Raw genomic sequence first — 22,587 nt, 5'->3', positions numbered from 1 at the left:
AGAATCGGCCCACCCCCCGGCCCCGGTGCGTCGCCCGAACGACGTCTGTGAGTGTGCGGCTCAGGCGGCCGCGTAGCTCGGCTCGCTGCGGAACCGCGAGGCGCGGCCGTCGATGCCGAGCAGGCGCCACACGACCCGCGAGAGGGGATTCATCAGGCCGGTGCGCTTGGCCAGCAGACGGACGTCGCCGAAGACGTCACGCTTCATCTCCCTGGACTCCGGCGAACGCCAGTACATCTCACGCCACACCTCGCGCGGGATATCGAACTCGCGGCGGAACTCCTTCGGCGGCACCGCGATGGCAGTCAGCAGTACGCGCATGACGATGGGGAGCGCGAGCGAGAGCATGAACTTCGGCAGGGGCCCGCGAGTCGGAACCACCTGCTCGAGCCGCTGGTGTGCGAACGAGATGTGTCGCGCCTCCTCGGCGACGTGCAGCTGCATGACCGCCGTCATCGTCGGGTGCTGGCCCTCGGTGGACCGCAGGAACTGCTTCTGGATGTGGTCGATCGGCTCCTCGCCGCCGAGCACGCCCATGTAGAAGATCGTCGGGAATGTGGTTGCCGCCAACGGGATCAGGATGGACAGGCGCCGGAACCACCACTGTCCGCCCGGAACATCAGCACCGATGCGATTGACGAACTCCTGGAACATCAGAGTGTGCTGGCACTCCTCCTTGGCCTCGTGCGTCGCGTAGCGGAACTCGACCGAACCGTTGGGCTGGGCGGCCGTGTACTGCATGAGGCCGCGGATGAGGACCGACTCGAACTGCAGCCCGACCTTCGCGACGTTGGCCTGGCGCCACATGCCCATGCGGATCTGCTTCTCGGCCGGCAGCGACTTGTACCACTCGGTGCGCCCGATGGGATCGATGCGATCGGACAGGATCCACCGGGGGTCGTTGGGGGTCACCGCCAGCTCGGGGGAGTCCCAGTCGATGTCGATGTACGGATCGAAGTTGCGGTGCACCGACGCGTCCGACAGGTCACGCAGATTCTGTTCGTACTCGTCCTGGCCTGGTGCGCGGCGGTTGCGCATGCGTGCGGCGTGGGTCAACGGCAAGCTCGGTAGAGACATGGAGGACTCCTTCGGCCGGGCGGCTACGTGATCCCCCGAAGAGGCTGCAGGCCACGATGCCGCATGATATGTCCTGCCGTCTAGGCTATCACTCCGGTGGACAGTTTCCGACAGTCTGTCGATGTTCGGCCGCCGTCAGGACGCGATGCCGCGATGTCGCCCGCCGGTGCGGGCCGGTCCCTGCCGGCTCTCGTCCATCCAGTGCACCACCGGCGTGACGGCCCCAGCGTCGACGTCGTCGTGTACGTCGCCCGAGTGGGCCGGACCGGACCGGTGGAAGTAGTCGCGCTCGCCCAGCAACTCGGCGCCCAGGACGCGGCGCAGGTGGGGGATGATCTGCGCAGCGAAGGCTCGACCGCCGGGACCTGCGACGATGAGTCGGAAGGGGAATTCAGGGTCGGTGAGCGGTCCGTCGTTGAGCTCGATGTGGCACCATGCGTCCGCCGGTTGCCCGAACGCCCAGATCGTGGCTTCGACCTCATGGCAGGCGGTGCCGAGCCCGACCCAGAACGGATATGCGTGCGTGGTCGTCTCCTGGGGCGAAATCGTGGCGGTCACAGCGCTGCCTCCTGAGCTCTTCGTGTTCGACGTCCATCGACGGTCTGTCGATGGTAGAACCAGAATCACTGTAGACACATGGGACTCGTCTAACACATTGGTCACAATTGCAACACGGCGGCCGTGTTGTTGCTGTGAACCTCGGCGGCCGCCACGCGCTACCGCCTCAGACCGCGCCGCCGAAACCCTGCTGCCGCCACGCCTCGTAGGCGACGATCGACGCTGAGTTGGCCAGGTTCAGTGATCGCCGGCCTGCGAGCATCGGGATCCGCAGCCGCTCGGTGACGTGCGGGTCGTCGAGTACTTCGGGGGGGAGCCCTGTCGGTTCGGGGCCGAACAGCAGAACGTCTCCGGGGCGGTACGCGACCTCGTGGTGGAACCGTGTCGCGTGAGAGGAGAAGGCGTACACCTGCTCGGGCGCTAGCGCTGCCCACGCGGCCTCGAGATCGGCGTGCACCGTCACCACCGCCAGGTCGTGGTAGTCGAGCCCCGCCCGCCGGAGCTTCGGCTCGGACAGGTCGAACCCGAGTGGCTCCACCAGATGTAGTTCGCAGCCCGTGACGGCGGCCAGCCTGATCGCGTTGCCCGTATTGGGCGGGATGCGTGGCTCGAAGAACAGGATGCGGAACACGAGCCATGAGTCTGGCAGACCCGGGCCCCGGTTGGATCGGAGCCCGGGCGACCAGGAGTGGGTCAGGCGATCGGCGGCAGCGCGGCGCGCGTCGCCTTTCGGATGCCGAAGGCGGTGACGATCTCGCCGACGCCGACGACGATCGCCCAGATACCCGTCACCAGCAGTAGCGTCCACAGCGACGAGAAGGGTGAGACCAGCAGGACCAGCGCGGCGATGATCGTCAATACACCGGTGAAGATGACCCAGGGGCGCTGCGGGAGCGCGGGCTCCGAGGCGGCCACCGAGATGGTGGTGATCCCGCGGAAGAGCCAGCCTATGCCGATCCAGATGGCGAGCAGCAGCAGCGTCTCGGCCTCGCTGCGTAGCGCGATGCAGCCCAGCACGATCGACAGTCCGCCGCTGATCACACCCAGCAGGCGGTGCGCGCCGTCGCCCAGCAGCGCGCCTGCGACCTGGAAGAAGCCGCTGAACAACAACAGCACCGCGAAGAGGGTGCCCGCGACGACGAGCGACGCGCCGGGCCACGCCAGGATGACGATGCCGAGCAGCACCGAGACGATGCCGAGCGCGAGCGCGAGTTGCCAGACGGAGTCGATGGCCTTCTTGACGGTGTTGGTGGTCATGGCCACCGATCATTGTCCGAAATGGGCGGCGGCGCTAGCCATAGGCACACCGCGGAATGGAACCGGTCGCCCGTTCGCGTGAGTGGCTGCGGCCGATAGACTGCCGGGCGTGACGGCGACTGTTCTTGACGGCAAGGCCACCCGCGACGAGTTGTTCGAACAGTTCCGCAAGCGGGTGGAGGTGCTCGGCGAGCGCGGCATCACCCCGGGGCTCGGCACGGTCCTCGTAGGCGACGACCCCGGCTCCCAGTCCTATGTGAAGGGGAAGCACAGCGACTGCGCAAAGGTCGGGATCGCGTCCATCCGCAGGGACCTGCCCGAGACGGTGTCCCAGGCGGAGCTCGAGGACGTCATCGACGAACTCAACGCGAACCCCGAGTGCACCGGCTACATCGTGCAGCTCCCGCTGCCTCGGCACCTCGATGAGAACGCCATCCTGGAGCGCGTCGCACCGGACAAGGATGCCGACGGCCTGCATCCGGTCAACCTCGGCCGTCTCGTCCTCGGCGCGGAGGGGCCGCTCCCGTGCACTCCGCACGGCATCGTCCACCTGCTCCGCCGTTACGGCGTCGAGCTCGACGGTGCCCACGTCACGGTCGTCGGACGCGGCGTGACGGTGGGCCGCCCGATCGGCCTGCTACTCACTCGGCGTAGCGAGAACTCGACGGTCACGCTGTGCCACACGGGCACCCGGGACCTCGCCGACGAGGTTCGGCGGGCCGATATCGTCGTGGCCGCCGCCGGGCGGCCCGGTCTCATCACGGCGGACATGGTCAAGCCGGGCGCAGCCGTGCTGGACGTCGGCGTCAGCCGTACGCCGGAGGGCCTGCGCGGCGACGTCGCTCCCGGGGTCGCCGAGGTGGCCGGATTCCTGTCGCCGAATCCCGGCGGCGTGGGGCCCCTCACCCGGGCGTTCCTCCTCTCCAACGTCCTCGACGCGGCCGAGCGTCAGGCGTAGGTGGGCACCCGCTCGACCGACTCCCGTACGCGGCGTCTGCACCGCGCACGTGTGACGCGCGCGCTCGTGACGAACGCCGCGTTCGGTGTCGTGATCGTCGTGCTCGCGGCGGCGCTGCTCCTGATCGCTCTCGAACGGTGGCGCCGGGGGTTGTTCGTCTTCGGTTCGGGAACTGGGCTCGCGGCTGTGCTCCGGGCGGTCTGCAGCGATCGACGCGCCGGGCTGCTGCGTGTTCGCAGCAAGATCTTCGATGTCGCGGTGCTTGCCGTAGCGGCCGCATCGATCCTGGTCATCGCGTGGGGGATCAGCCCGCTCGGCACGAAATAGTCCCATGAATGCACGATCGCGAATGAGGGATTCGCCACGGAGGCTCGGTAACGATTCGGTATCAAGCTAGGATGTATTCGATATCGGTGCCGTGAGCGACACCCCCGCGAGCACCGGGAGATGCCAGACGAACGGCGTCCGGTAACGGTCAGGACGGAGGTGTGGCGATGGCTGCCACCGCGCTCGGCGCGACCTCCGACTCGGGCCGTGTCCTCTGCACTCTCGTCGCCGTCGACGGCGACGAGATCGTCTCGCGTGAGAGTCGCACCATCGACCGTGGTGCGTTCCCGTCCATCGGTCCGGCCGACAAGATCAGCTCCGGTTTCGACCTGCTCGAGTCCTATTCGGAGAGCCCCGTCGACGGCGTGGGCATCGCCTATCGCACGCGTTGGGAACTGCTCGCGCTGAGGCTCCGCTCGTCCGGCACGCGGCGCACCGCCTCCGTCGTACGCGATGTCGACGCAGTCATGCGCTGCCTCGGCGAGACCGGCGAGATCGCGCGTTTCGGCTCCGTCCTGCTGCTCGACGCGGGTTCGACGCGAGTGCGCGCGCACCTCGTGGACGTCGAGTCCGGCGAGGTCCGGTGGAAGGGTGGCTTTCCGCGGCCCGTCGATGGTGACCTGCCCGCCCGACTGCGTGCGCTGCTGACCGCTGTACCCGCGGAACCCGGGGCGGTCGTCCCGTTCGGCATCGGCGGCGCATTGCCCGCGGTGGTCGATGCGGCCGGAGATGTCCTGTGGGACAAGGATTCCGAGCTGGTCGTGCCCGAGGAACCCGAGGCCTTGGCCGCGGTCGGCGCCGCGTATGTCGCGCTCGATGTCGCGGGTGTCACGGCGGCGTCGCCCGGCTCGCGGCGGGGCATCGCGACGCTCGGCGGGTACGGCGCGCGTGTCGCGGCCTTGATGCTGCCGGTGCTGGTGGTGATCGGCCTGCTCGGCGCGGGCCTCGTGGCCACCATCGCTGCGGGGGGCATCGGTTCCACCGGCGACGGCGGCGAGGCACTGCCTGCTGTGCGGTCCACGCCGACTGCCACGGCGCCCGCCGCCCAGGGCCCGTCCGTTGCGACGCCCGCGTCGGACACCACCAGCGCCGATCCGTCGACCGGTGTGGATGTGGTCGGCCCGCCGCAGCCCGCCGCGCCCCCGCCCGTGATCACCACCGAGACGGGCGACGAACCCGCGATGACGATCTTCGCGACGCCGACGACCGTCGAGAACCGCCCGGTCGCCCCGCGATCGACGACCAGGAAGCCCCCCACGTCGATCCCGCACAGCACGTCGGCGCCGACGTCTGCGGCGGGCTCCACATCGCAGCCGCCGAGCGGAAGCTCGGAGCCGCCGCTCACCACGCCGTCGCCGCCGGGCTCGTCGGGTGCGAGCGCCGCCGAGTCGTCGAGCGGGGGGAGCGAGTCCGCGAGCGAGTCGCCCACCAGCGGGGCCGAGCCGCGAAACGCCAACGGCCCGAACAGGCGTCCGGCCGCAGGGCCGGCCCCCACTACGTCGTCGACGGAGGGCGCTCCGCCCCCGCCGGTCGGACTGGCCCCACGCTGACAGGAGCCCGTCGGCCGGCGCGTTCCCGACCCCGTGCGAGGTCCATCGTCTCCGCGATGAGCGCGCCGATCGCTTCGGCCTCGGTCAGGAACGCGTCGTGCCCGTCCTTCGAGTGCACCACGCGCAGGCCTGTGCAGCCGGGCATGAGGTCGGCGATCTCCTGCTGGAGACGGAGCGGATAGAGGCGATCCGAGTCGACGCCGCCGACCACTACCGGAACCCGGCAGCCGCGCAGTGCCGCCTCGACACCACCCCGGCCGCGCCCGACGTCGTGGTGGTTCAGAACGTCGGTGAGTACGACGTAGCTACCGGCGTCGAAACGCCGCGCGAGCTTCTGCGCCTGGTGCTCCAGGTACGACGTGACGGCGTAGCGTCCGCCGGTGCGCGGGTCCTCGTCGCCCTGCGGCTCGTTGCCGAAGCGAGCGTCGAGGTCGAACTCGGTGCGGTAGGTGAGGTGCGCGATGCGGCGCGCGATACCGAGTCCGACGTCGGGCAGTCGATCGGAGTCGTGGTAGTCGCCGCCCTGCCAGTCGGGATCGGACGTGATCGCGGCTATCTGGGTGGTCTGGGTGCCGATCTGATCGGCGGTCGCGCGCGCACCGACTGCGAGGATCAGGGCCGAGCGCACCTCGTCGGGGTAGGTGACCACCCATTCGAGCGCGCGGGCGCCGCCCATGGATCCGCCGAGCACCGACGCGACCTCGGTCGCACCGAGCCGGTTGAGCAGGGCGTGTTCCGCAGCGACCTGGTCGCGGCACGTCACGGTGGGGAAGCGGGAGCCGAACGCGCGTCCGTCCGGAGCGACGGAGCCGGGGCCCGTCGAGCCGTTGCATCCGCCCAACACGTTCGCGGACACCACGCACCACTCGTCGGTGTCTATCGCGGCACCCCTGCCGATCAGCCCGTCCCACCAGCCCGCCTGCGAGTGCTCGGCGTCCGCGGGGCCGGTCGCGTGCGAGTCGCCCGTGAGGGCATGCAGCACGAGCACGATGTTGGACAGAGTGGGATTCGGGCGGCCCCAACGCTGGAAGGCCATCGTGACATCGTCCAGTACGGCACCGGATTCGAGTTCGAGCGGTCCGATCGATACGGCTTGGCGGGCACCGTCCGGGGCGGTCGCCCATCCGGGCGCGGCCTCGGACCCCGCCGGCTGGAGCCGTGGGGGGAACGCACCGATAGTCATGAAACCTCCGTCGCGCTTGCCGCCCGGCGACGGTGTGCCGCGGCCGGGAAACCAGGTCATCACCCGGGGCACCCCACCGCGGTTGGAGGGTTGCCGGTCAGCAAGCCGGGGCTGTGTGCTGACACTCATGACCTCGCCGAGAATCATAACCGACGTACGGTGTCTGCCCGACCGCGCCCGTAGCCGTGCCGGTCACCGTCGCAGCGCAGGCCAGGACGGGTGCGTCGGCTCACAGCTCGATCCGGGATGCGTCAGGCGCGCTGCGGTGTTGTAGCTCGCCGTGGCATCCTCCGATCAGTCCCGCCGAACCCGCATCGGCCTCGCCGTGCTCGCTATGGCCCTCGGCGGCTTCGGCATCGGCACCACCGAGTTCGTCGCTATGGGCCTGCTGCCGGCGATCGCCGGCGATCTCGGGGTGTCCGAACCGACCGCCGGACACGTCATCGCCGCGTACGCCCTCGGCGTGGTGGTGGGCGCGCCGCTCATCGCGACCGTGTTCTCGCGCGTCCCGCGTCGAACTCTGCTCATCGCCCTCATGGTCGCCTTCACGGTCGGCAACGGCCTGTCGCTGCTGGCGCCCGGCTACGGGCTGCTGATGGCCGCGAGGTTCGTCGCCGGGCTGCCGCACGGCGCGTTCTTCGGTGTCGCGGCCCTGTTCGCCGCGCACCTGGCCGGTCCGGGCAACCGGGGGCGCGCGGTCGGCCGCGTGATGCTCGGGCTGTCGGTCGCCAACGTGATCGGCGTCCCGATCGCGACATGGATCGGCAACGCGCTCGGCTGGCGCAGCGCATTCGCGCTCGTCGTCGTCATCGGGGGCGCGACGGTCGCGGCGCTGGCGGCGTGGCTGCCGCACGTCGACATCCCGGTCACGAATCCGGTGACCGAGCTGGGCGCCCTGCGCAATCCGCAGGTCGGGTTCGCGCTGGCCACAGGAGTCGTCGGGTTCGGCGGTATGTTCGCGGTCTACTCCTACTTCTCGACGACGCTCACCGATGCCACCGGGCTTCCGTCGGCCGCCGTACCGATCGCGTTGGCCGTGTACGGCCTCGGGATGGTGGCGGGCAACACCGTCGGCGGCTGGGCCGCCGACCGCTCCGTGCCACGCAGCCTCGTCGCGGGCCTCGCCCTGATCGCCGCCGTGATGCTGCTGTACACCGCGCTCGTGCAGAACCCGGTCGCGGCCTTCGTTCTCGCCTTCCTGGTCGGCTTCACCGGTTCGGCCCTGGTCCCCGCGCTGCAGATGCGGCTGATGGACGTCGCGGGGGACGCGCAGACCCTCGCGGCGACGCTCAACCACTCCGCGCTGAACATCGCGAACGCCCTGGGCGCCCTGCTCGGCGGCATGGTCATCGACGCGGGCTGGGGCTACCCGGCGACGGGACTGGTCGGCTTCGTGCTCGCGGTGGCAGGGCTCGGCGTGGTCGCGGCGGCGTTCGCGCAGGCGCGTGCGGCCGCGCGCCGTGCGGCGCGAGAGCCCGCCGACGAGTCGCTCACCGTGTAGTCCGGTAGCGTGCACGCCGTGCGCAGGATAGTGACCTCCAGTACCGGTCTGCTGCTGACGCTGCTGCTCGCGATCGGACTCGGCGCGTGCTCGAAGGAGCCGGCGACGCCGCATACTGCGGCGACGGCGGCGTCGAACGTCGCCGCCGGTTCGGTATCGCCGGGTTCGGCATCGGTCGAGCCCAAGCCGGGCGGCGCCGTGTCGGGCGGCGTGAACAGCAAGGGTGTGCCGCAGCGTGTGCTCGACACTCTGGCCCGCATCGACGCGGGCACCTGGCCGCCTCACGACGGATCGGGCACCCACGGCGGAACCACGTTCGGCAACCGCGAGGGACGCCTCCCGTCGACCGTGGACGGGAAGCGCGTGTCCTACAAGGAGTGGGATGTCAGCGTGAAGAAGCGGGGCAGCACCCGCGACGCCGAGCGGATCATCACGGGCAGCGACCACAGCGCCTGGTACACCCTCGACCACTACAAGACCTTCAAGAGGCTGCGATGACCGAAGTGACACCGGCCGCCACCGTCGTCGGCGGCAGCCTGGACGAACTGCGCCGGGGTTCTCCGGCCGTGCGCGCCGTGCGCGGCAGTCGCATGCGCACCAAAGCTGCTCTGCTCGACGAGGTCTCGGCCGCGCTGCAGTTCCCGCTCACCTTCGGCGGGAACTGGGACGCCCTGGCCGACTGCCTAGGCGACCTGGACTGGATCGCAGGCACGGTGGTACTCGCGATCGCCGAGTCGCTCGAAGTGCTGGCCGACGACGAGGACGCGCTGCCCGTGTTCGCGTCCATCCTCGCCGATGTCACGGCGCGCCCGGAAGCGCCGCTGACGGTTGCGCTGCACGCGGGTGCCGACGACGCCGCAGAGGTCCGTGGCGCCTGGTCCGCCGCGGGTCTGCCGATCGCAGGCTCCGCTCGGCGATAGCCTCGGGAAACATGTCGGTGTAGTCGGTTACGGTGCTGGGCGTGAGTACCTCCACCACCGTCACCTCCATCAACGTCAACGGCATCCGGGCCGCGGTCAAACAGCGGTCGGAGAAGAACCTCGGCATGCTTCCCTGGCTGGAGCAGACCGGGGCGGATGTCGTCGCCCTGCAGGAGACGCGGGCCGAGCTCGAGCAGATCGTCAAGGCACTCGCGCCCGCGCTGGAACGAGGCTGGTATCTGACCGCGGCACCATCGGAAGTGAAGGGACGCAACGGCGTAGCCATTCTGTCCCGACTCGAGCCGGATGCCGTGCGGGTGGGCTTCGGTAGCTCCGAGTTCGACGCTGCGGGACGGTATCTCGAGGCCGACTTCGGCAGGCTCACCGTCGCGTCGCTGTACCTGCCGTCGGGTGACGTCGGTACCGAGCGCCAGGACGAGAAGGATCGCTTCCGCAAGGAGTTCGGCGGGTACCTGGCCAAACTCGGCCGCAAGCGACGTGACGTCGTGGTGTGCGGGGACTGGAACATCGGCCATACCGAGCTGGACATCAAGAACTGGAAGGGCAACGTCAAGAATTCGGGGTTCCTGCCGGAGGAGCGCGCTTGGATGAGCGAGCACATCGGCGCCGGCCGCGCGTTCAAGGACGTCGTGCGCGAACTCCACCCGGAGACCGCCGGTCCGTACTCGTGGTGGAGCTGGCGCGGCAAGGCCTTCGACAACGATGCCGGTTGGCGGATCGATCTACAGATCGCCAACAACGCCCTCGCCGGCCATGCCCGGGCGGCGCGCGTCGAGCGGGCTGCCGAGTACGCGCTGCGCTGGTCTGACCACGCGCCGGTCACCGTCGAGTATTCGGCCGCGTCCCCTCGATAGGATCACTACCCGTGACCGAAGCGCCTGTGACCGAAACGCAGCAGCCCGCCCGCCGGCAACGAGTCCTGTCGGGGATCCAGCCCACGTCGGACTCCTTCCACCTGGGGAACTACCTGGGTGCGCTGAAGCAGTGGGTCGCCCTGCAGGACGAGTACGAGGCCCTCTACTTCATCCCGAACCTGCATGCGATCACCGTGCCGCAGGACCCGAAGGAGCTGCGCCGCCGCACATTCGCGGCTGCGGCCCAGCTGCTTGCGATCGGTGTCGATCCCGCGAAGGCCGCGATCTTCGTGCAGTCGCAGGTTCCCGAGCATGCCGAGCTGACCTGGGTTCTGGGCTGTATCACCGGTTTCGGCGAGGCCAGCCGCATGACGCAGTTCAAGGACAAGTCGCAGAAGCAGGGCTCCGAGAACACGACGGTCGGCCTTTTCGACTACCCGGTCCTGATGGCGGCGGACATCCTGCTGTATCGCCCGCAGCTCGTGCCAGTGGGGGAGGATCAACGGCAGCACCTCGAGCTGACCCGGACGCTCGCCCAGCGCTTCAACACCCGGTTCAAGAAGACGTTCGTGGTGCCCGAGGCACACATCATCACCGGCACCGCGAAGATCTACGACCTGCAGAACCCGACCGCCAAGATGAGTAAGTCCGCCGATTCGGACGCCGGGCTGATCAACCTGCTCGACGCCCCCGAGGTCACGGCGAAACGTGTGCGATCGGCTGTGACGGACACCGAGCGGGAGATCCGCTTCGACCGCGTCGCCAAGCCGGGTGTCTCCAACCTGCTGACCATCGAGTCCGCGCTGTCCGGCGAGTCGATCGCCGCACTCGAGGCGAAGTACGAGGGCAAGGGCTATGGCGACCTCAAGGCGGGCGTCGCCGACGTCCTCGTAGATTTCGTCACGCCGCTCCGCTCCGCGTTCGACGGTTACATGGACGACAGAGCCGAGCTCGAGAAGATCCTCGACGCCGGGCGGGACCGGGTACGCGAGATCGCTTCACGCACCCTCGCCGACGTGTACGAGCGGGTCGGCTTCCCGCGTTCGTGAGCTAGGCCCGGGATTCGAGTAAGCGGATCCAGACTGTCGCGTAATGTACGCCGCACGAAGGCGATACATCGGAGGGAATCGACGATGGCCCAGACCCAGTCCGAGATCGAGCAGGCCGAGAACCCCGGCCTGCTGGACCGGTACCGCGCGAAGTGGCCGTGGTTCGACCACGTAATGGCCGCGGCGACGCGCTACAAGACCAACAACGGCGACTACTTCGGCGCCGGCATCACGTACTTCAGCGTGTTCGCGCTGTTCCCGCTGCTCATGCTCGCGTTCTCGGTGATGGGCTTCTTGCTGATCGGTCAACCCGAGATCCTCGACGAGGTCCGCGACAAGATCACTTCGTCGGTGTCGGGAGATATGGCGGACAAGCTCAAGAAGCTTGTGGACCAGGCGATAGACGCGCGTGCGACCGTCGGTGTCATCGGCCTGGTCGGCGGGCTCTGGGCAGGACTCGGCTGGGTCGCCAACGTCCGGGCCGCGCTCACCGAGATGTGGGACAGTGAGGTTCCGGACCAGAACTTCGTGCGCGGCAAGCTTGCGGACCTCGTCGCATTGATCGGCCTCGGGATCGCGATGGTGCTGTTCGGGGCGATCACCGCTCTCGGGTCGAGCCCACTCACCCGCACGCTGCTGGACAAGGCCGGACTGGGCAGCGCGCCCGGGCTGAGCCTGCTGATCCGCGCCGTCACCTTCCTGATCACCATGGCCGGCGCGTGGCTGCTGTTCACGTACGTCATCTCGCGTCTGCCCCGGGTGCAGTTCCCGTGGCGTAACGCCGTGCGGGCCGGCCTATTGACCGCGGTGGTTTTCGTGATCTTCATCCAGGTCGCGACGCTGATCATCGGGTCCACGATGAAGGGACCGGCCGGGCAGACCTTCGGCCCGATCCTCGGCATCATGCTGTTCATCTACTTCACGTCCCGGATCGTCCTGTTCGCGACCGCGTGGGCTGCCACCGACCCGCGCAACCAGCAGTTCGCCGTCCCCAAGGCCCCGGACCCGGTGGTCATCTCCCCGATGGTGCGCGAGGAGGACGGCTCACGGTCCGTCCTCGCCGGCGCCGCGGGCTTCGCAGCCGGAGCAGGAGCCGCGCTCCTACTCCGCCGCAAGCGGTAGAGCGTTCGCACAGGCCGATGGTCGATCCGATCCCTTTGGCCACTGCCGTCCGAGCCGAGTTGCGCGCGGCGGCGGACCCATCGCTCGCCCCCGCGCAGCAGGCCTACATGAAGTCGCCGATGCCGTTCCTGGGGGTACGGGTACCTGCGGTGCGTGCGGCGGTCCGGCAGATCGCCGAGGGGGAGAAGGACTCCGGGCTGTTGCAGGCCGCCGCGCTCGATCTGTGGCGGTCGGCGGAGTTCCGCGAGGAGCGGTATGCGGCGCTCGCCGTGATGGCGCTGCCGCCCCTGCGCGGGGACGTGGCAACCCTCCCGGTGCACGAGGAGATGATCCGTACCGGCGCATGGTGGGACCTGGTCGACGAGGCGGCACATCGGTTGCGGGAGTTGCTCGACGCCGCTCCAGGCGTCTCCGCCACGATCCGTGTGTGGAGCAGGGACGGTGACATGTGGATCCGTCGCGCGGCGATCATCTGCCAAGTCGGTCGCCGAGCAGATACCGACCGGGCATTGTTGAGCGACGTGGTCGTGCCGAACCTCGGGGATCCGGAGTTCTTCATCCGCAAGGCGATCGGCTGGGCCCTGCGTGATCTGGCCCGCACCGCCCCGGACTGGGTGCGGGAGTTCGCGGCGCGACACGAGCTGTCCCCATTGTCTCGGCGTGAGGCACTGAAGCATCTGACCTGAGCCGGTCGGCTCAGGTGTCACCGGTCGCATCGAATCCCGCGATCCTCATGTGATCGGTGCCCTCCGGTCGGGAGTGACCTGACCGGCGACCATCGCCGCGAGGGCGACGGCGAAGCCGAGAAGTTGTACGGGTCTGAGCGATTCGCCCGACACGAGTGCGCCCAAGGCCGCGGCCACGAGGGGCGAGAGGAGGCCCAAGAGAGCGGTCGCCGTCACCGGGAGCCGGCGGATGCCGGAGAACCACAGCGCATACGTCAGCAGCGCTCCGACGAGCCCGAGCCAGAGGTAGCCGCCGACCGCAGACGAGTCGAGTCCGGAGGGGATGCCGTCGATCAGCATCGCCGGAACGATGAGCACCAGACCCGCGGCGGTGAGCTGCCATCCGGCCATGCCGATCGCGGAGACGCCCTCCGGCCGACCCCACTTCTTGGTCAGCGTCACCCCGGTGCCCATCGACGCAGCCCCGGCGACGCCGGCGAGTATCCCGACGGGGTCGAGAGCGGCGTCGGGACCGAGGACCACGAGGCCGACCCCGATCACCCCGACGAGACCCCAGCCGAATCGCCATAGCGATAGGCCCTCATGGAGTATCGCCACGGCGAGGAACGCGACCACTATCGGCTGCGTGGCGCCGAGGGTGGCGGCGACGCCGCCGGGCAGGTGTTGCGCCGAGAGGAAGAGAAGCGGAAAGAACGCTCCCATGTTGAGGATTCCGAGCACCGCGCTCCTCCACCACCAAGAGCCACGCGGCAGCCGACGCGCGATGAGCATCGCGAGCAGTCCCGCGGGCAGGGAGCGCATCAATGCTGCGAAGAGTGGGTGACCGGCGGGCAGGAAGTGGGTAGTGACGGCGTAGGTCGTCCCCCACACCGCGGGCGCCAGTGCGGTCAGCGCGGTCGTGCCGATACGTCCCGGCGCCGCCGTCGGAGTCGAACCCGCCTGTGTGATCGTCGTATACCCGGCCATGTAGCCCATCGTGGAAGGTCACTGAGAATGAATCCAACACATTGTTCTCATAGCAGTAATGAGATGTGATCATGGACGGATGGAGCTTCAGCAGATGCGCTACGTGGTAGCCGTGGCCGAGGAGGGCAGCTTCACCAGGGCAGCGGGGCGGTGTCACGTCGTGCAGTCGGCGCTGAGCCACCAGATCAAGGCTCTGGAACGAGAACTCGGCGTCGCGCTGTTCGTCCGGAACAGCCGACGGGTCGAGACCACCGCGGCAGGCGATGCATTCCTGGCGTCCGCACGGGTTTCGCTCGAAGCGGCGGAGCGGGCGGCCACGGATTCGGCCGCGGCCACCGGCCTCATCCGGGGCACGCTTGCTGTCGGGTTGATCCCCACCGTCACCGCGCTCGACGTTCCGGTGGCGCTCGGGAAGTTCCATCGCGCTCATCCGGAGGTGCGGATCAGCGTGCGCGGCGGCGGAAGCGCGGACTTCGTCCGCGAGATCGCGGACGGCGCCCTGGACGTCGCTGTCCTGGGTATGCCCGACGAGTTCACGCACAGCGGCGTACGTACCCGGGTGCTGGCGCGCGAGCGCCACGTCGCCGTCGTCGCGGCCGATCACCGGCTGGCGGGGCGTCGACGGTTGCGTCTGGCGGACCTGGCGGACGAGACCTTCGTCGATTTCCCGGCGGGCGGCCCCGGCCGGGCGCAGACCGACCGGGCGTTCGCGGTGGGCGGAGTCAGCCGGGAGGTCGCGTTCGAGGTCATGGACACGGAGTTGATGCTCGGCCTCGTGCGCAGCGGTCTCGCCGTTGCGCTACTGACTCCCGGCGCGGTCCCGGAGGGCGCAGGTGTGAACCGCATCGCGGTCGTCGACGGGCCGAGGCGGGTCGAGTACCTCGCGTGGAGCGGCTTCAACCCGTCGGCTGCCGCGCGCGCCTTCATCGCGGGTGGCGCCGCCATCGACACTCAGATGTCCACGCGCCCCCGGAAGAACCCCGGGCGGTGAACGGCGCACGCGATCATGAGCGGCACGCCGAGCACCAGCATGCCGACGCCCATGACGAAGACGCCGCCGATCGGGCCGAACGACGTCGCGCCGTAGCTCGGGGCGAGCATATCGCGGCAGCTCTGCGCAAACGCCCACACCATAGCTATCCCGCCGAGTAATGGGAATATCATGCGCAGCAACAGGTTCCGGAACGACGAGAGGGCGGTACGCCGGAAGTGCCACGCGCATGCGAAGGCTGTGACTCCGTAGTAGAACGCGACCGCGAGACCGAGCGAGCTGATCGAATCGCCGAGTGCGTCCCGGCTGAACACCGACATCACCACATAGAAGGCCAGGGCCGACGCGCCCATCACCAGTGTCCCGAACGACGGTGTCTGGAATCGCGGGTGCACGCGGGCGAACCTGTCCGGCGCTGCCTTGTAGACCGCCATCGCGAGTGTGCCACGGGCGGTGGGCAACACCGTCGACTGAGTGGATCCCAGCGCCGACAGCGCGACCAGCAGCATGAGCAGAGCCGCGAGTATCGGTCCGCCGACCGGACGGCCCAGCACGGTCAACACATCGTCGTGGTGAGCGGCGTTGCCGAGCCCGGTTCCCGTCGAGCCGAATCCCGCGATCGCCTGCACGGCGAACGCGACGAGCACGTACGTGCCGAGTAGCACCACGGTCGACAGCACCGCCGCCAGACCCGGTGTCCTGCTCGCGTCGCGGGTCTCCTCGCCCACGGCCAGGCACGCGTCCCACCCCCAGTACAGGAAGATGCACAGGATGACGGCGGCGGCGAGCTGCGATGCCGACAGTCCGGTGGGATCCAGCCACGACCAGCGTGGGCGCACCGCCTGCGGGCCTGCATCTCCGGCCCATACCATCGCCAGCGCCACCACCGCGGCGCCCACCAGGACCACGAACTGCACCGCCATGAGCACGTTCTGCAGCCGCTCCGATACGACGATCCCGCGGTAGCTCACCCACGTCATCGCCGCTATGAGCAGCGCCCCGAACGAGGCCGTCACCAGCGTGTCGTCGGCCAGGGAGTCGAGCGTGAGCACGCGCAACAGGTACTGCGCCGAGATCTCCGCGACGTTCGCGAGCACGATGATCGCCGACACCGCGACCCCCCATCCGCCCATCCACCCGACCCACGGGCCGAATGCGCGCGTTCCCCACGTGAAAGTCGTTCCGCAGTCGGGGTTCTCGTCGGCCAGCTCGCGATAGGCGAAGGCCACCAGCAGCATCGGAACGAACGCGACCGCGAACATCGCCGGAGCCTTGGCGCCTACGGCCGCCACCACGTAGCCGAGTGTCGCCGCGAGGCTGTAGGCCGGTGCGGTCGCCGACAGGCCGATCGCCATGTTGGACCACAGCCCGATCGAGTCGGAGCGTAGGCCCTTGTCCGGTACAGCGAGGCCCGACGGTAACATCACTCGCGGCCCCGCGCCGCGCGCACGGCCGCGACGACCAGCACCAGCACGAGTGCGGCCCCGGCGGCGCCGATCGCCCACCGCAGGCCGTCAGACATGCCCTCGTGCCCGCCCGAGGCCGACTGACCGGCGGGCGCCGCATCGCCGCCGGGAGCGGCGGTCGCTCCCTCGGGGGTGGAGCCGAACGCGCCCACGGACGCGCCCTCGGGTAGCGCGAGCGCGTAGTCCAACAGCCGGTTGAACTGGTCCCAATAGGTGTTGTCCGCGTACGCCAGACCGAACATCTGCGTGATGACGTATTGGTGACCGTTCCGCTCGACCGCGCCCGCGTACGTCTTCTTCGCGTCGTCCGTGTAGCCGGTCTTGCCGCCCAGCGCACCCGGCACGTCGAACAGCAGCTGGTTCTCGTTGACCATCGTGTAGCCGGGGTGGTCCTTGTCGCCGGGGATGTCACGGCGCGCGGGGTAGCCGGGGAGGAACGCCTGCTTGGTCGTGTCCAGCTCGCGGAACGTCGGGTTCTGCATGGCGGCGCGCAGGATCAGGGCCAGGTCGTACGGGCTCGTGCTCATCCCCGGCGCGTCCAGGCCCGACGGTGACGCCGCCCGCGTGTCGTGTGCGCCCAGCTCCGATGCCAGGGCGTTCATCTTGGCGACCGTGGCGTCGATTCCGCCGAGCTGCATCGCCAGCGCGTGCGCGCAGTCGTTACCGGACAGCAGGAGCAGGCCGAGCAGCAGATCGCGCACGGTGTAGCGCCCACCCGGCCCGAGCCCGACGGCGTCGCCCTCCTGCGACGCGTCGTCGAGCGTCCCGGTGACCACGGTGTCCAGCTTCAGCTCGCGGAGCGCGACCTGGGCGAGCAGCAGTTTGATGGTGCTCGCCGGTCGGTAGCGGCCGTGCGGGTCCTTCGCGGCGAGCACCTTCCCGGCGGTCACGTCGGCGATCAGCCAACCCGACGAGTCGATTCCGGCCGGCGCGGGTGGCGCCCCCACGGGGAGGAGGACGCCGCACCCGTTGAGTCCGCCCGCTGCGGGGGTGGGGACAGCCAGTGGTGTTGGTGCCATCTGCCCGGGCTTCGGCACCTCGGACGAGTCGACCGCGGGCGGCGGCACATCGCGGTGCGGGCACGCGTCGGTGTTCAGGGTCGTCACGCTCGCGAACGGGGCGGGCTTCGCGGCGCCCGGCGGGGGCGTCGACGTCAGCGGCGGGGGAGCTGGGGTCGGCTCCGCGTGGGCGGACGGCGCCGCAAGGGCACCGACCAGCACCACCACGGCGCCGAGCACGGGTAGGCGGCCGGTCATCGTGGGTCAGCGTAGTCGCATGACCGTGCTCTTCGGCCCGCTAACGTGAACGCATGTCCGACGTACCCCGCTGCTCATCGTTCGTGGACGAGCCGCTCCCCGGAACAGCGGCTACCGAGACCGGTTGGCTGTGCATCGAGGCAGCCGGCGGCTGGAGCCGTGACGTGCTGAAGGGTGACACGTTCGACCCCGCCACGTCGGCCGCGATCCGGGAGTTCGCGCAGAGGAACGCGTTGCGGGTGTTGCTGATCCGTCGGCCCGGGCGGGTACCGCCACCCAGCGGCCGAGCCGTGTTCATCGCCTCGTCGGTGCCGGGCCGATCGCGGCTGCGCCGGTTCACCGTGATGGACTATGCCGACATCCCGGCCCTGGATCCAGAGGGCGGGGACGTAGCCGGGCCCGTCGCGCTGGTGTGCGCCCACGGCAAGCGCGACGTGTGCTGCGCCGTGGGCGGACGCCCGGTCGCGGCGGCTCTCGCCGGTTGCTACGCCGATCCCGTGGTGTGGGAGTGCTCGCATACCGGTGGGCACCGGTTCGCCCCCGTGCTCATCGTGCTGCCGACCGGCTACACGTACGGGCGCGTGACGGGGGAGTCTGCGAAGGCCGTATTCGATGCCGCACGTGCCGGATACGTCGTGCCCGACAGTCTGCGTGGCAGGTCCTCCACGTCCGCGGCGGGCCAGGTCGCCGAGGTCGCGGTCCGCGGAGTCCTCGGACCGGCGCCGGTCGAGGCCCTCGCGGTGGCCGCCGACGGTGATCGTGCCCGGGTCACCCATGTCGACGGCCGTGCATGGGATGTCACCGTCGCATCGGAGCGGCTGTCGCCGCGGCCGCCGTCGTGTGGCAAGACCGATAAGGCCGCGAAGGCCTGGCGCGTCACCGATATGCGTGCGGTGCAGCGGTGAAGTAGATCACCTGACCGAACTATTCCGCGTGGAGTATTCGGCGCGGTACGGTGGTCCCGTGGTGTGGAACGGGCTCTGCCCGGGAGAGGGACGGATGTTGGGTGGGACCAAGTTGACCCCGCTGGGTATAGCGGCACTCTCCCTGCTCACAGAGCGGGAGATGCACCCGTACGAGATGTTCCAAACCCTCATGGGCCGTCGCGAGGACGTGATCGTCAAGGTGAAGCCCGGTTCGCTCTACCACACCGTCAACCGCCTGGCCGAGGCCGAACTCGTGGAGGCCGCAGGCACCGAACGAGACGGGAACCGGCCCGAGCGCACCACCTACCGGATCACACGGGCCGGGCGCTACGCCCTGCGCAGCCGGGTGGGCGAGATGCTCGCGACGCCCGCGATCGAGTACCCCGAGTTCCCCGTCGCGATGTCCAAGGCACACGATCTGGACCGCGGCGAGGTGGTCGAGCACCTGCGGAGCCGCATGAAGGTGCTCGAACGCGATGCCGCCGTGCTGCGCGGTGCGCTCGCCGACCTCGCGCCGCAGAAGCCGCGCGTGATCCTGCTCGACATCGAATACATGGCCGCCCAACGAGAGTCCGAGATCGCCTGGCTCGGGGCTCTGCTCGACGACATCGAAGCGGGGGCCGTCGAATGGCCCGCGCACTCCGCGATCGGAGAGGAATCTCTATGACCAAGCTCGACACCCCGGCCGCACCACCCGGCAGCGGCACGGGACATGTGCACCCCTGGCCCGCCCTGTGGGCGATGGTGGTCGGCTTCTTCATGATCCTGGTCGACACCACGATCGTGTCGGTCGCGACCCACTCGATCATGGTGGACCTGCATGCGGACCTGAACAGTGTCGTGTGGGTGACCAGCGGCTACCTGCTCGCCTACGTCGTTCCGTTGCTGTTGTCCGGGCGCCTGGGAGACATGTTCGGGCCCAAGTGGGTCTACCTCGTCGGGCTCGTGATCTTCACCGGGTCGTCGGCCTGGTGCGGGCTTTCCGGCACGGTGACGATGCTCATCGTCGCCCGCGTGGTCCAGGGCATCGGCGCAGCCCTGATGACACCGCAGACGATGGCGGTCATCACTCGGATCTTCCCTGCCGAGAAGCGCGGTACAGCGATGGCACTGTGGGGCTCGGTGGCCGGTGTGGCAATCCTGGTCGGCCCGCTGGCAGGCGGGTTCCTGGTGGATACCTTCAGTTGGAAGTGGGTCTTCTTCGTCAATGTGCCGGTCGGCGTCGTCGCCTTCGTGCTCGCCGTGTGGTTGGTGCCGACCCTGCCGACGCACAAGCACCGCATCGACTACCTGGGCATACTGCTCAGCGCTGCCGGTCTATTCCTCATCACGTACGGCTTGCAGCAGGGGCAGAAGTACGACTGGGGCACGATCACCGGGCCCATCTCCATCTGGTCGCTGATCGTCGTGGGCGTCGTGCTGCTCGTGGTGTTCGTGTGGTGGGAGGCCCGCACGCCCGAGCCGCTGATGAGCCTGTCCCTGTTCAAGGACCGCAACTTCACCCTCGCGAACGTGGGCATCACCACCATGGGCTTCGCGATGACGGGTATGTCCATCCCGCTGATGCTGTTCGCGCAGGTCTCGATGGGGCTCTCACCCATGCGGTCTGCGCTTCTGTTGATTCCGCTCGCCGTCCTGTCCGGGTTCCTGGCGCCGGTCTCCGGACGCCTCACCGACCGGCTGCACCCGCGCTACATCGCCGGGTTCGGGTTCGCCGTCACCGCGATCTCGTACTTCTGGTTGGGCGCGGTCGCGCGCCCGTCGTCGTCGGTCTTCGAGATCATCGTGCCGGTCGCCGTCATGGGCATCGGCAACGCCTTCGTGTGGGCGCCGCTGTCGGCGACCGCGACCCGCAACCTGCCGATGCAGCTCGCAGGCGCCGGTGCAGGCGTCTACAACATGACGCGTCAGGTCGGCGCCGTGCTCGGCTCCGCGGCCGTCGGCGTCCTCATGCAGAACCAGCTCGAGGACAAGCTGTCGGCGGCCTCACCCGGGCATGCGGTGAACGCCGAGGCGCTCGAGTCCAGCTCGGGCCCGGTGCCGCACGCCATCCTCGAGCCGTTCGCCAAGGCGATGGGCACGAGTATCTTCCTGCCCGCCGCGGTTCTGGTGCTCGGCTTCCTCGCCGTGGTGTGCTTCGCCGCGCCTACGCACATCAAGCGCAAGGGTGCCGGTGCGCCGGCTCCCGCCGGTTCCGCCGCCTCGGATGGAGTTGTCGCCGAAGGCTTCACCTCCGCCGCGGCCGGTACCGAGACCGGTACCGCAACCGAGACCGGTGCCGCTGCCGGGACCGGTGCCGCTGCCGGGACCGGTGCCGCGGTCGCGGTCGCGGGTACGGGCGGCTCCGACGTGCAGTACGCCTCGCTCGCGCAGGAGGCGGCCGTGCACGCCGCGATGGACGAGGCCAAGCGCGACCCCCGCGCGTACGCCGCCGCGGCCGCACCTGTGGTGGTGGCACCTGCGGTGGTGGATACGCCCCCGCCCGCGTCCGAGCCTGCCACGGACCAGACGCCGGACGTCCCCGCTCTCGATGCCGCGACTACCGACAGCGTCGAACCGGACCCGATCGAGCAGCTGCGCGCCGACAACCGTGCGCTCGCGGCGCAGCTGTCGACGCTGCGCACCGACTACCGCTCGACCGCGGCCCGTGGCCGCCTGCAGGCCGAGGGCATCTCGGATCCGGTGCGCCTCGATGTGGTCCGCCGTCTCGACGGGACGCGTGGTCGGACCGGTAGCCTCGCGACTCCGCACGGACCGGTGCCGACCCCTGCGTTTCTGCCCGCATCGGGTGGAGTCGCTCCGGAGGCGCTGAGCCGATCAGGCGCCCGGGCGGTGATCGTCGATGCCTTCCTGCTCGACGCGATGGGGGCCGAGGTGGTCTCGGCCGCCGGAGGGCTCGGCGCGTTCACGTCGTGGCCCGCCGCGACGTTCTCCAATCCGGGCGCGGCTCTCGCGGCCGCGACGGAGGGTGCGAGCGTCGACGACGACGGCATCGACTTCCGCTCGCCCGTGGACGGCGAGGACGGCCGGATCACGCCAGAGTCTGCAGTGCGCTCGGCGCACCTGCTCGGCGGGGACGTCGCGTTCGTCCTGAGTCCGCCCCTCGTACCCGCGCCGTCGCCGGCGGCCGCGCGGCAGGCGGTCGACCGCTCACTGGTGTGGGCCCGCCGCGGCCTCGCCGAACACAACTGGGAGGCCGCGCAGCGGTCGGAGGCGCGCTCCCTGTGGGCGGTGGTGACCGGCGGCGATGCCGAGGACCTGCGCCGTCGCGCGGCGCGTGAGCTGCAGGCGATGCACGATGAGGACACGTTCGCGGGCGGCCTCGGCTTCGGTGGCTACCGGATCGCCGGGATCGACCACGCAGCGGACCAGACGCAGCTGCTCGTCGCGGCGATCGGCGAACTGGACGAGCGACGCGCGCGGTACCTGCCGGGCGTCGTCGAACCGGCCGACGTGTTCGCGGCGTTCGAAGCCGGCGTCGACCTGTTCGACGGCTCCGAGTCGGGTCGCGCCGCCGCACGCGGTGTGCTGCTCACCTGGGCGGGCCGGATCGACGTCACCGAGGCGGCATACCGGGCCGACGTGCGGCCGGTGGACCCGGATGCGGAGCCCGGAGCGCAGGGACCCGCCCGCGCGTACCTGCACCACCTGTTCGCGGTGGGCGATCCGCTCGCGCCTGTGCTCGCGACCGAGCACAACGAGCGCTTCCTCGTCGCGCTGGTGGAGGGCATCCGCGTCGCGGTGTCGGCGGGCGACTACGACGCCTACAAGACGGAGACCCTCGGGCGCGGTCAGCAGCGCGTCGGCGCCCGCCGCTGAGCGCAGTCGGCGTGCTGCGAAGAGCATCTGTCCGGTGCGCTTCGCAGCACGCCGGTGTGTGCGTCGGCGACGAATTGGAACGTTGAGTACATAACTGCTA

Annotated in this window: 21 protein-coding genes, 1 pseudogene and 1 riboswitch; of the genes and pseudogenes, 14 read left to right on the top strand and 8 right to left on the bottom strand. The window is 69.7% G+C overall.

Going from position 1 to position 22,587, the window contains the following annotated elements; genetic code table 11:
* Positions 1-60: 60 nt before the first annotated feature.
* The 4 genes from P0W64_RS20155 to P0W64_RS20140 all read right to left on the bottom strand — a co-directional run bounded on the left by P0W64_RS20155 (position 61) and on the right by P0W64_RS20140 (position 2,892).
* A complete protein-coding gene (locus tag P0W64_RS20155; protein ID WP_275481969.1) occupies positions 61-1,038 on the bottom strand; it encodes a diiron oxygenase in 978 nt (325 codons plus the stop codon).
* 174 nt (positions 1,039-1,212) lie between these two features.
* Complete coding sequence (locus P0W64_RS20150; RefSeq protein WP_275481965.1) at positions 1,213-1,635, bottom strand: hypothetical protein; 423 nt, start codon at positions 1,633-1,635, stop codon at positions 1,213-1,215.
* 166 nt (positions 1,636-1,801) lie between these two features.
* Positions 1,802-2,266, bottom strand: coding sequence for a tRNA (cytidine(34)-2'-O)-methyltransferase (locus P0W64_RS20145; protein WP_275481964.1), 465 nt, complete (start codon positions 2,264-2,266; stop codon positions 1,802-1,804).
* Positions 2,267-2,328: 62 nt separating this feature from the next.
* Complete coding sequence (locus tag P0W64_RS20140; RefSeq protein ID WP_275481963.1) at positions 2,329-2,892, bottom strand: HdeD family acid-resistance protein; 564 nt, start codon at positions 2,890-2,892, stop codon at positions 2,329-2,331.
* 109 nt (positions 2,893-3,001) lie between these two features.
* Between P0W64_RS20140 and P0W64_RS20135 the strand changes: the two genes are divergently transcribed.
* The 3 genes from P0W64_RS20135 to P0W64_RS20125 all read left to right on the top strand — a co-directional run bounded on the left by P0W64_RS20135 (position 3,002) and on the right by P0W64_RS20125 (position 5,727).
* Positions 3,002-3,850, top strand: coding sequence for a bifunctional methylenetetrahydrofolate dehydrogenase/methenyltetrahydrofolate cyclohydrolase (locus P0W64_RS20135; protein ID WP_275481962.1), 849 nt, complete (start codon positions 3,002-3,004; stop codon positions 3,848-3,850).
* Positions 3,851-3,916: 66 nt separating this feature from the next.
* Entirely contained in the window at positions 3,917-4,177 is a 261-nt protein-coding gene (locus P0W64_RS20130) for a DUF3017 domain-containing protein (protein ID WP_275481961.1), read from the top strand.
* Between the two features lie 167 nt (positions 4,178-4,344).
* Positions 4,345-5,727: a hypothetical protein gene (locus P0W64_RS20125; protein WP_275481960.1), complete on the top strand. Its 1,383-nt coding sequence runs from the start codon at positions 4,345-4,347 to the stop codon at positions 5,725-5,727.
* A gap of 34 nt (positions 5,728-5,761) precedes the next feature.
* Here the strand turns inward: P0W64_RS20125 and P0W64_RS20120 are convergent.
* Positions 5,762-6,910: pseudogene (locus P0W64_RS20120) on the bottom strand (homoserine O-acetyltransferase); the annotation flags it as partial.
* Between the two features lie 7 nt (positions 6,911-6,917).
* Positions 6,918-7,043, bottom strand: a riboswitch (SAM riboswitch).
* Between the two features lie 147 nt (positions 7,044-7,190).
* Between P0W64_RS20120 and P0W64_RS20115 the strand changes: the two are divergent.
* The 7 genes from P0W64_RS20115 to P0W64_RS20085 all read left to right on the top strand — a co-directional run bounded on the left by P0W64_RS20115 (position 7,191) and on the right by P0W64_RS20085 (position 13,063).
* Positions 7,191-8,411 carry an MFS transporter gene (locus P0W64_RS20115; protein WP_275481959.1) on the top strand — a complete coding sequence of 407 codons (1,221 nt, stop codon included), beginning with the start codon at positions 7,191-7,193 and terminating at the stop codon, positions 8,409-8,411.
* 18 nt (positions 8,412-8,429) lie between these two features.
* Positions 8,430-8,909: a ribonuclease domain-containing protein gene (locus tag P0W64_RS20110; protein ID WP_275481958.1), complete on the top strand. Its 480-nt coding sequence runs from the start codon at positions 8,430-8,432 to the stop codon at positions 8,907-8,909.
* The gene (locus tag P0W64_RS20105) at positions 8,906-9,331 is read left to right on the top strand and encodes a barstar family protein (RefSeq protein ID WP_275481957.1); all 426 of its coding nucleotides are present in this window, start codon (positions 8,906-8,908) and stop codon (positions 9,329-9,331) included. Before P0W64_RS20110 ends, P0W64_RS20105 begins: the two co-directional genes overlap by 4 nt.
* A 41-nt stretch (positions 9,332-9,372) precedes the next feature.
* The gene (locus P0W64_RS20100) at positions 9,373-10,206 is read left to right on the top strand and encodes an exodeoxyribonuclease III (protein WP_275481956.1); all 834 of its coding nucleotides are present in this window, start codon (positions 9,373-9,375) and stop codon (positions 10,204-10,206) included.
* 11 nt (positions 10,207-10,217) lie between these two features.
* Positions 10,218-11,255 (top strand): tryptophan--tRNA ligase, encoded by a 1,038-nt coding sequence (trpS, locus tag P0W64_RS20095; RefSeq protein ID WP_275481955.1) that lies wholly within the window; start codon positions 10,218-10,220, stop codon positions 11,253-11,255.
* Between the two features lie 84 nt (positions 11,256-11,339).
* Entirely contained in the window at positions 11,340-12,377 is a 1,038-nt protein-coding gene (locus P0W64_RS20090; protein ID WP_275481954.1) for a YhjD/YihY/BrkB family envelope integrity protein, read from the top strand.
* A gap of 17 nt (positions 12,378-12,394) precedes the next feature.
* Positions 12,395-13,063, top strand: coding sequence for a DNA alkylation repair protein (locus P0W64_RS20085; protein ID WP_275481953.1), 669 nt, complete (start codon positions 12,395-12,397; stop codon positions 13,061-13,063).
* 45 nt (positions 13,064-13,108) lie between these two features.
* On the opposite strand, the gene P0W64_RS20080 is transcribed toward P0W64_RS20085, so the two are convergent.
* Positions 13,109-14,029, bottom strand: coding sequence for an EamA family transporter (locus P0W64_RS20080; protein ID WP_343232887.1), 921 nt, complete (start codon positions 14,027-14,029; stop codon positions 13,109-13,111).
* Between the two features lie 79 nt (positions 14,030-14,108).
* On the opposite strand from P0W64_RS20080, the gene P0W64_RS20075 reads away from it, so the two are divergent.
* Positions 14,109-15,020 (top strand): LysR family transcriptional regulator, encoded by a 912-nt coding sequence (locus P0W64_RS20075; protein WP_275481952.1) that lies wholly within the window; start codon positions 14,109-14,111, stop codon positions 15,018-15,020.
* On the opposite strand, the gene P0W64_RS20070 is transcribed toward P0W64_RS20075, so the two are convergent.
* The gene (locus P0W64_RS20070) at positions 14,981-16,444 is read right to left on the bottom strand and encodes an APC family permease (protein WP_275481967.1); all 1,464 of its coding nucleotides are present in this window, start codon (positions 16,442-16,444) and stop codon (positions 14,981-14,983) included. The genes P0W64_RS20075 and P0W64_RS20070 overlap by 40 nt on opposite strands.
* A complete protein-coding gene (locus tag P0W64_RS20065; protein WP_275481951.1) occupies positions 16,444-17,742 on the bottom strand; it encodes a serine hydrolase in 1,299 nt (432 codons plus the stop codon). The genes P0W64_RS20070 and P0W64_RS20065 overlap by 1 nt, the downstream gene beginning before the upstream one ends.
* A gap of 53 nt (positions 17,743-17,795) precedes the next feature.
* Between P0W64_RS20065 and P0W64_RS20060 the strand changes: the two genes are divergently transcribed.
* Genes P0W64_RS20060 through P0W64_RS20050 form a run of 3 tightly spaced genes read left to right on the top strand, consistent with a single transcriptional unit; the run spans position 17,796 to position 22,487 of the window.
* Complete coding sequence (locus P0W64_RS20060; protein ID WP_275481950.1) at positions 17,796-18,647, top strand: sucrase ferredoxin; 852 nt, start codon at positions 17,796-17,798, stop codon at positions 18,645-18,647.
* A gap of 58 nt (positions 18,648-18,705) precedes the next feature.
* The gene (locus P0W64_RS20055) at positions 18,706-19,335 is read left to right on the top strand and encodes a PadR family transcriptional regulator (RefSeq protein ID WP_275481949.1); all 630 of its coding nucleotides are present in this window, start codon (positions 18,706-18,708) and stop codon (positions 19,333-19,335) included.
* Positions 19,332-22,487, top strand: coding sequence for a DHA2 family efflux MFS transporter permease subunit (locus P0W64_RS20050; RefSeq protein WP_275481948.1), 3,156 nt, complete (start codon positions 19,332-19,334; stop codon positions 22,485-22,487). Before P0W64_RS20055 ends, P0W64_RS20050 begins: the two co-directional genes overlap by 4 nt.
* Positions 22,488-22,587 lie beyond the last annotated feature (100 nt).

The organism is Tsukamurella sp. 8F, from assembly GCF_029167375.1.
Lineage (GTDB): Bacteria > Actinomycetota > Actinomycetes > Mycobacteriales > Mycobacteriaceae > Tsukamurella.
This window is presented reverse-complemented; position numbering and strand designations above follow the sequence as displayed.

Excerpts from the sequence above, each read along its gene's own strand:
- P0W64_RS20155 (WP_275481969.1), bottom strand. The coding sequence starts at position 1,038 with ATGCGCAACCGCCGCGCACCAGGCCAGGACGAGTACGAACAGAATCTG.
- P0W64_RS20105 (WP_275481957.1), top strand. The coding sequence starts at position 8,906 with ATGACCGAAGTGACACCGGCCGCCACCGTCGTCGGCGGCAGCCTGGAC.
- P0W64_RS20060 (WP_275481950.1), top strand. The coding sequence starts at position 17,796 with ATGTCCGACGTACCCCGCTGCTCATCGTTCGTGGACGAGCCGCTCCCC.
- P0W64_RS20090 (WP_275481954.1), top strand. The coding sequence starts at position 11,340 with ATGGCCCAGACCCAGTCCGAGATCGAGCAGGCCGAGAACCCCGGCCTG.
- P0W64_RS20125 (WP_275481960.1), top strand. The coding sequence starts at position 4,345 with ATGGCTGCCACCGCGCTCGGCGCGACCTCCGACTCGGGCCGTGTCCTC.
- P0W64_RS20065 (WP_275481951.1), bottom strand. The coding sequence starts at position 17,742 with ATGACCGGCCGCCTACCCGTGCTCGGCGCCGTGGTGGTGCTGGTCGGT.
- P0W64_RS20140 (WP_275481963.1), bottom strand. The coding sequence starts at position 2,892 with ATGACCACCAACACCGTCAAGAAGGCCATCGACTCCGTCTGGCAACTC.
- P0W64_RS20080 (WP_343232887.1), bottom strand. The coding sequence starts at position 14,029 with ATGGCCGGGTATACGACGATCACACAGGCGGGTTCGACTCCGACGGCG.
- P0W64_RS20075 (WP_275481952.1), top strand. The coding sequence starts at position 14,109 with ATGGAGCTTCAGCAGATGCGCTACGTGGTAGCCGTGGCCGAGGAGGGC.
- P0W64_RS20085 (WP_275481953.1), top strand. The coding sequence starts at position 12,395 with ATGGTCGATCCGATCCCTTTGGCCACTGCCGTCCGAGCCGAGTTGCGC.
- P0W64_RS20070 (WP_275481967.1), bottom strand. The coding sequence starts at position 16,444 with ATGTTACCGTCGGGCCTCGCTGTACCGGACAAGGGCCTACGCTCCGAC.
- P0W64_RS20050 (WP_275481948.1), top strand. The coding sequence starts at position 19,332 with ATGACCAAGCTCGACACCCCGGCCGCACCACCCGGCAGCGGCACGGGA.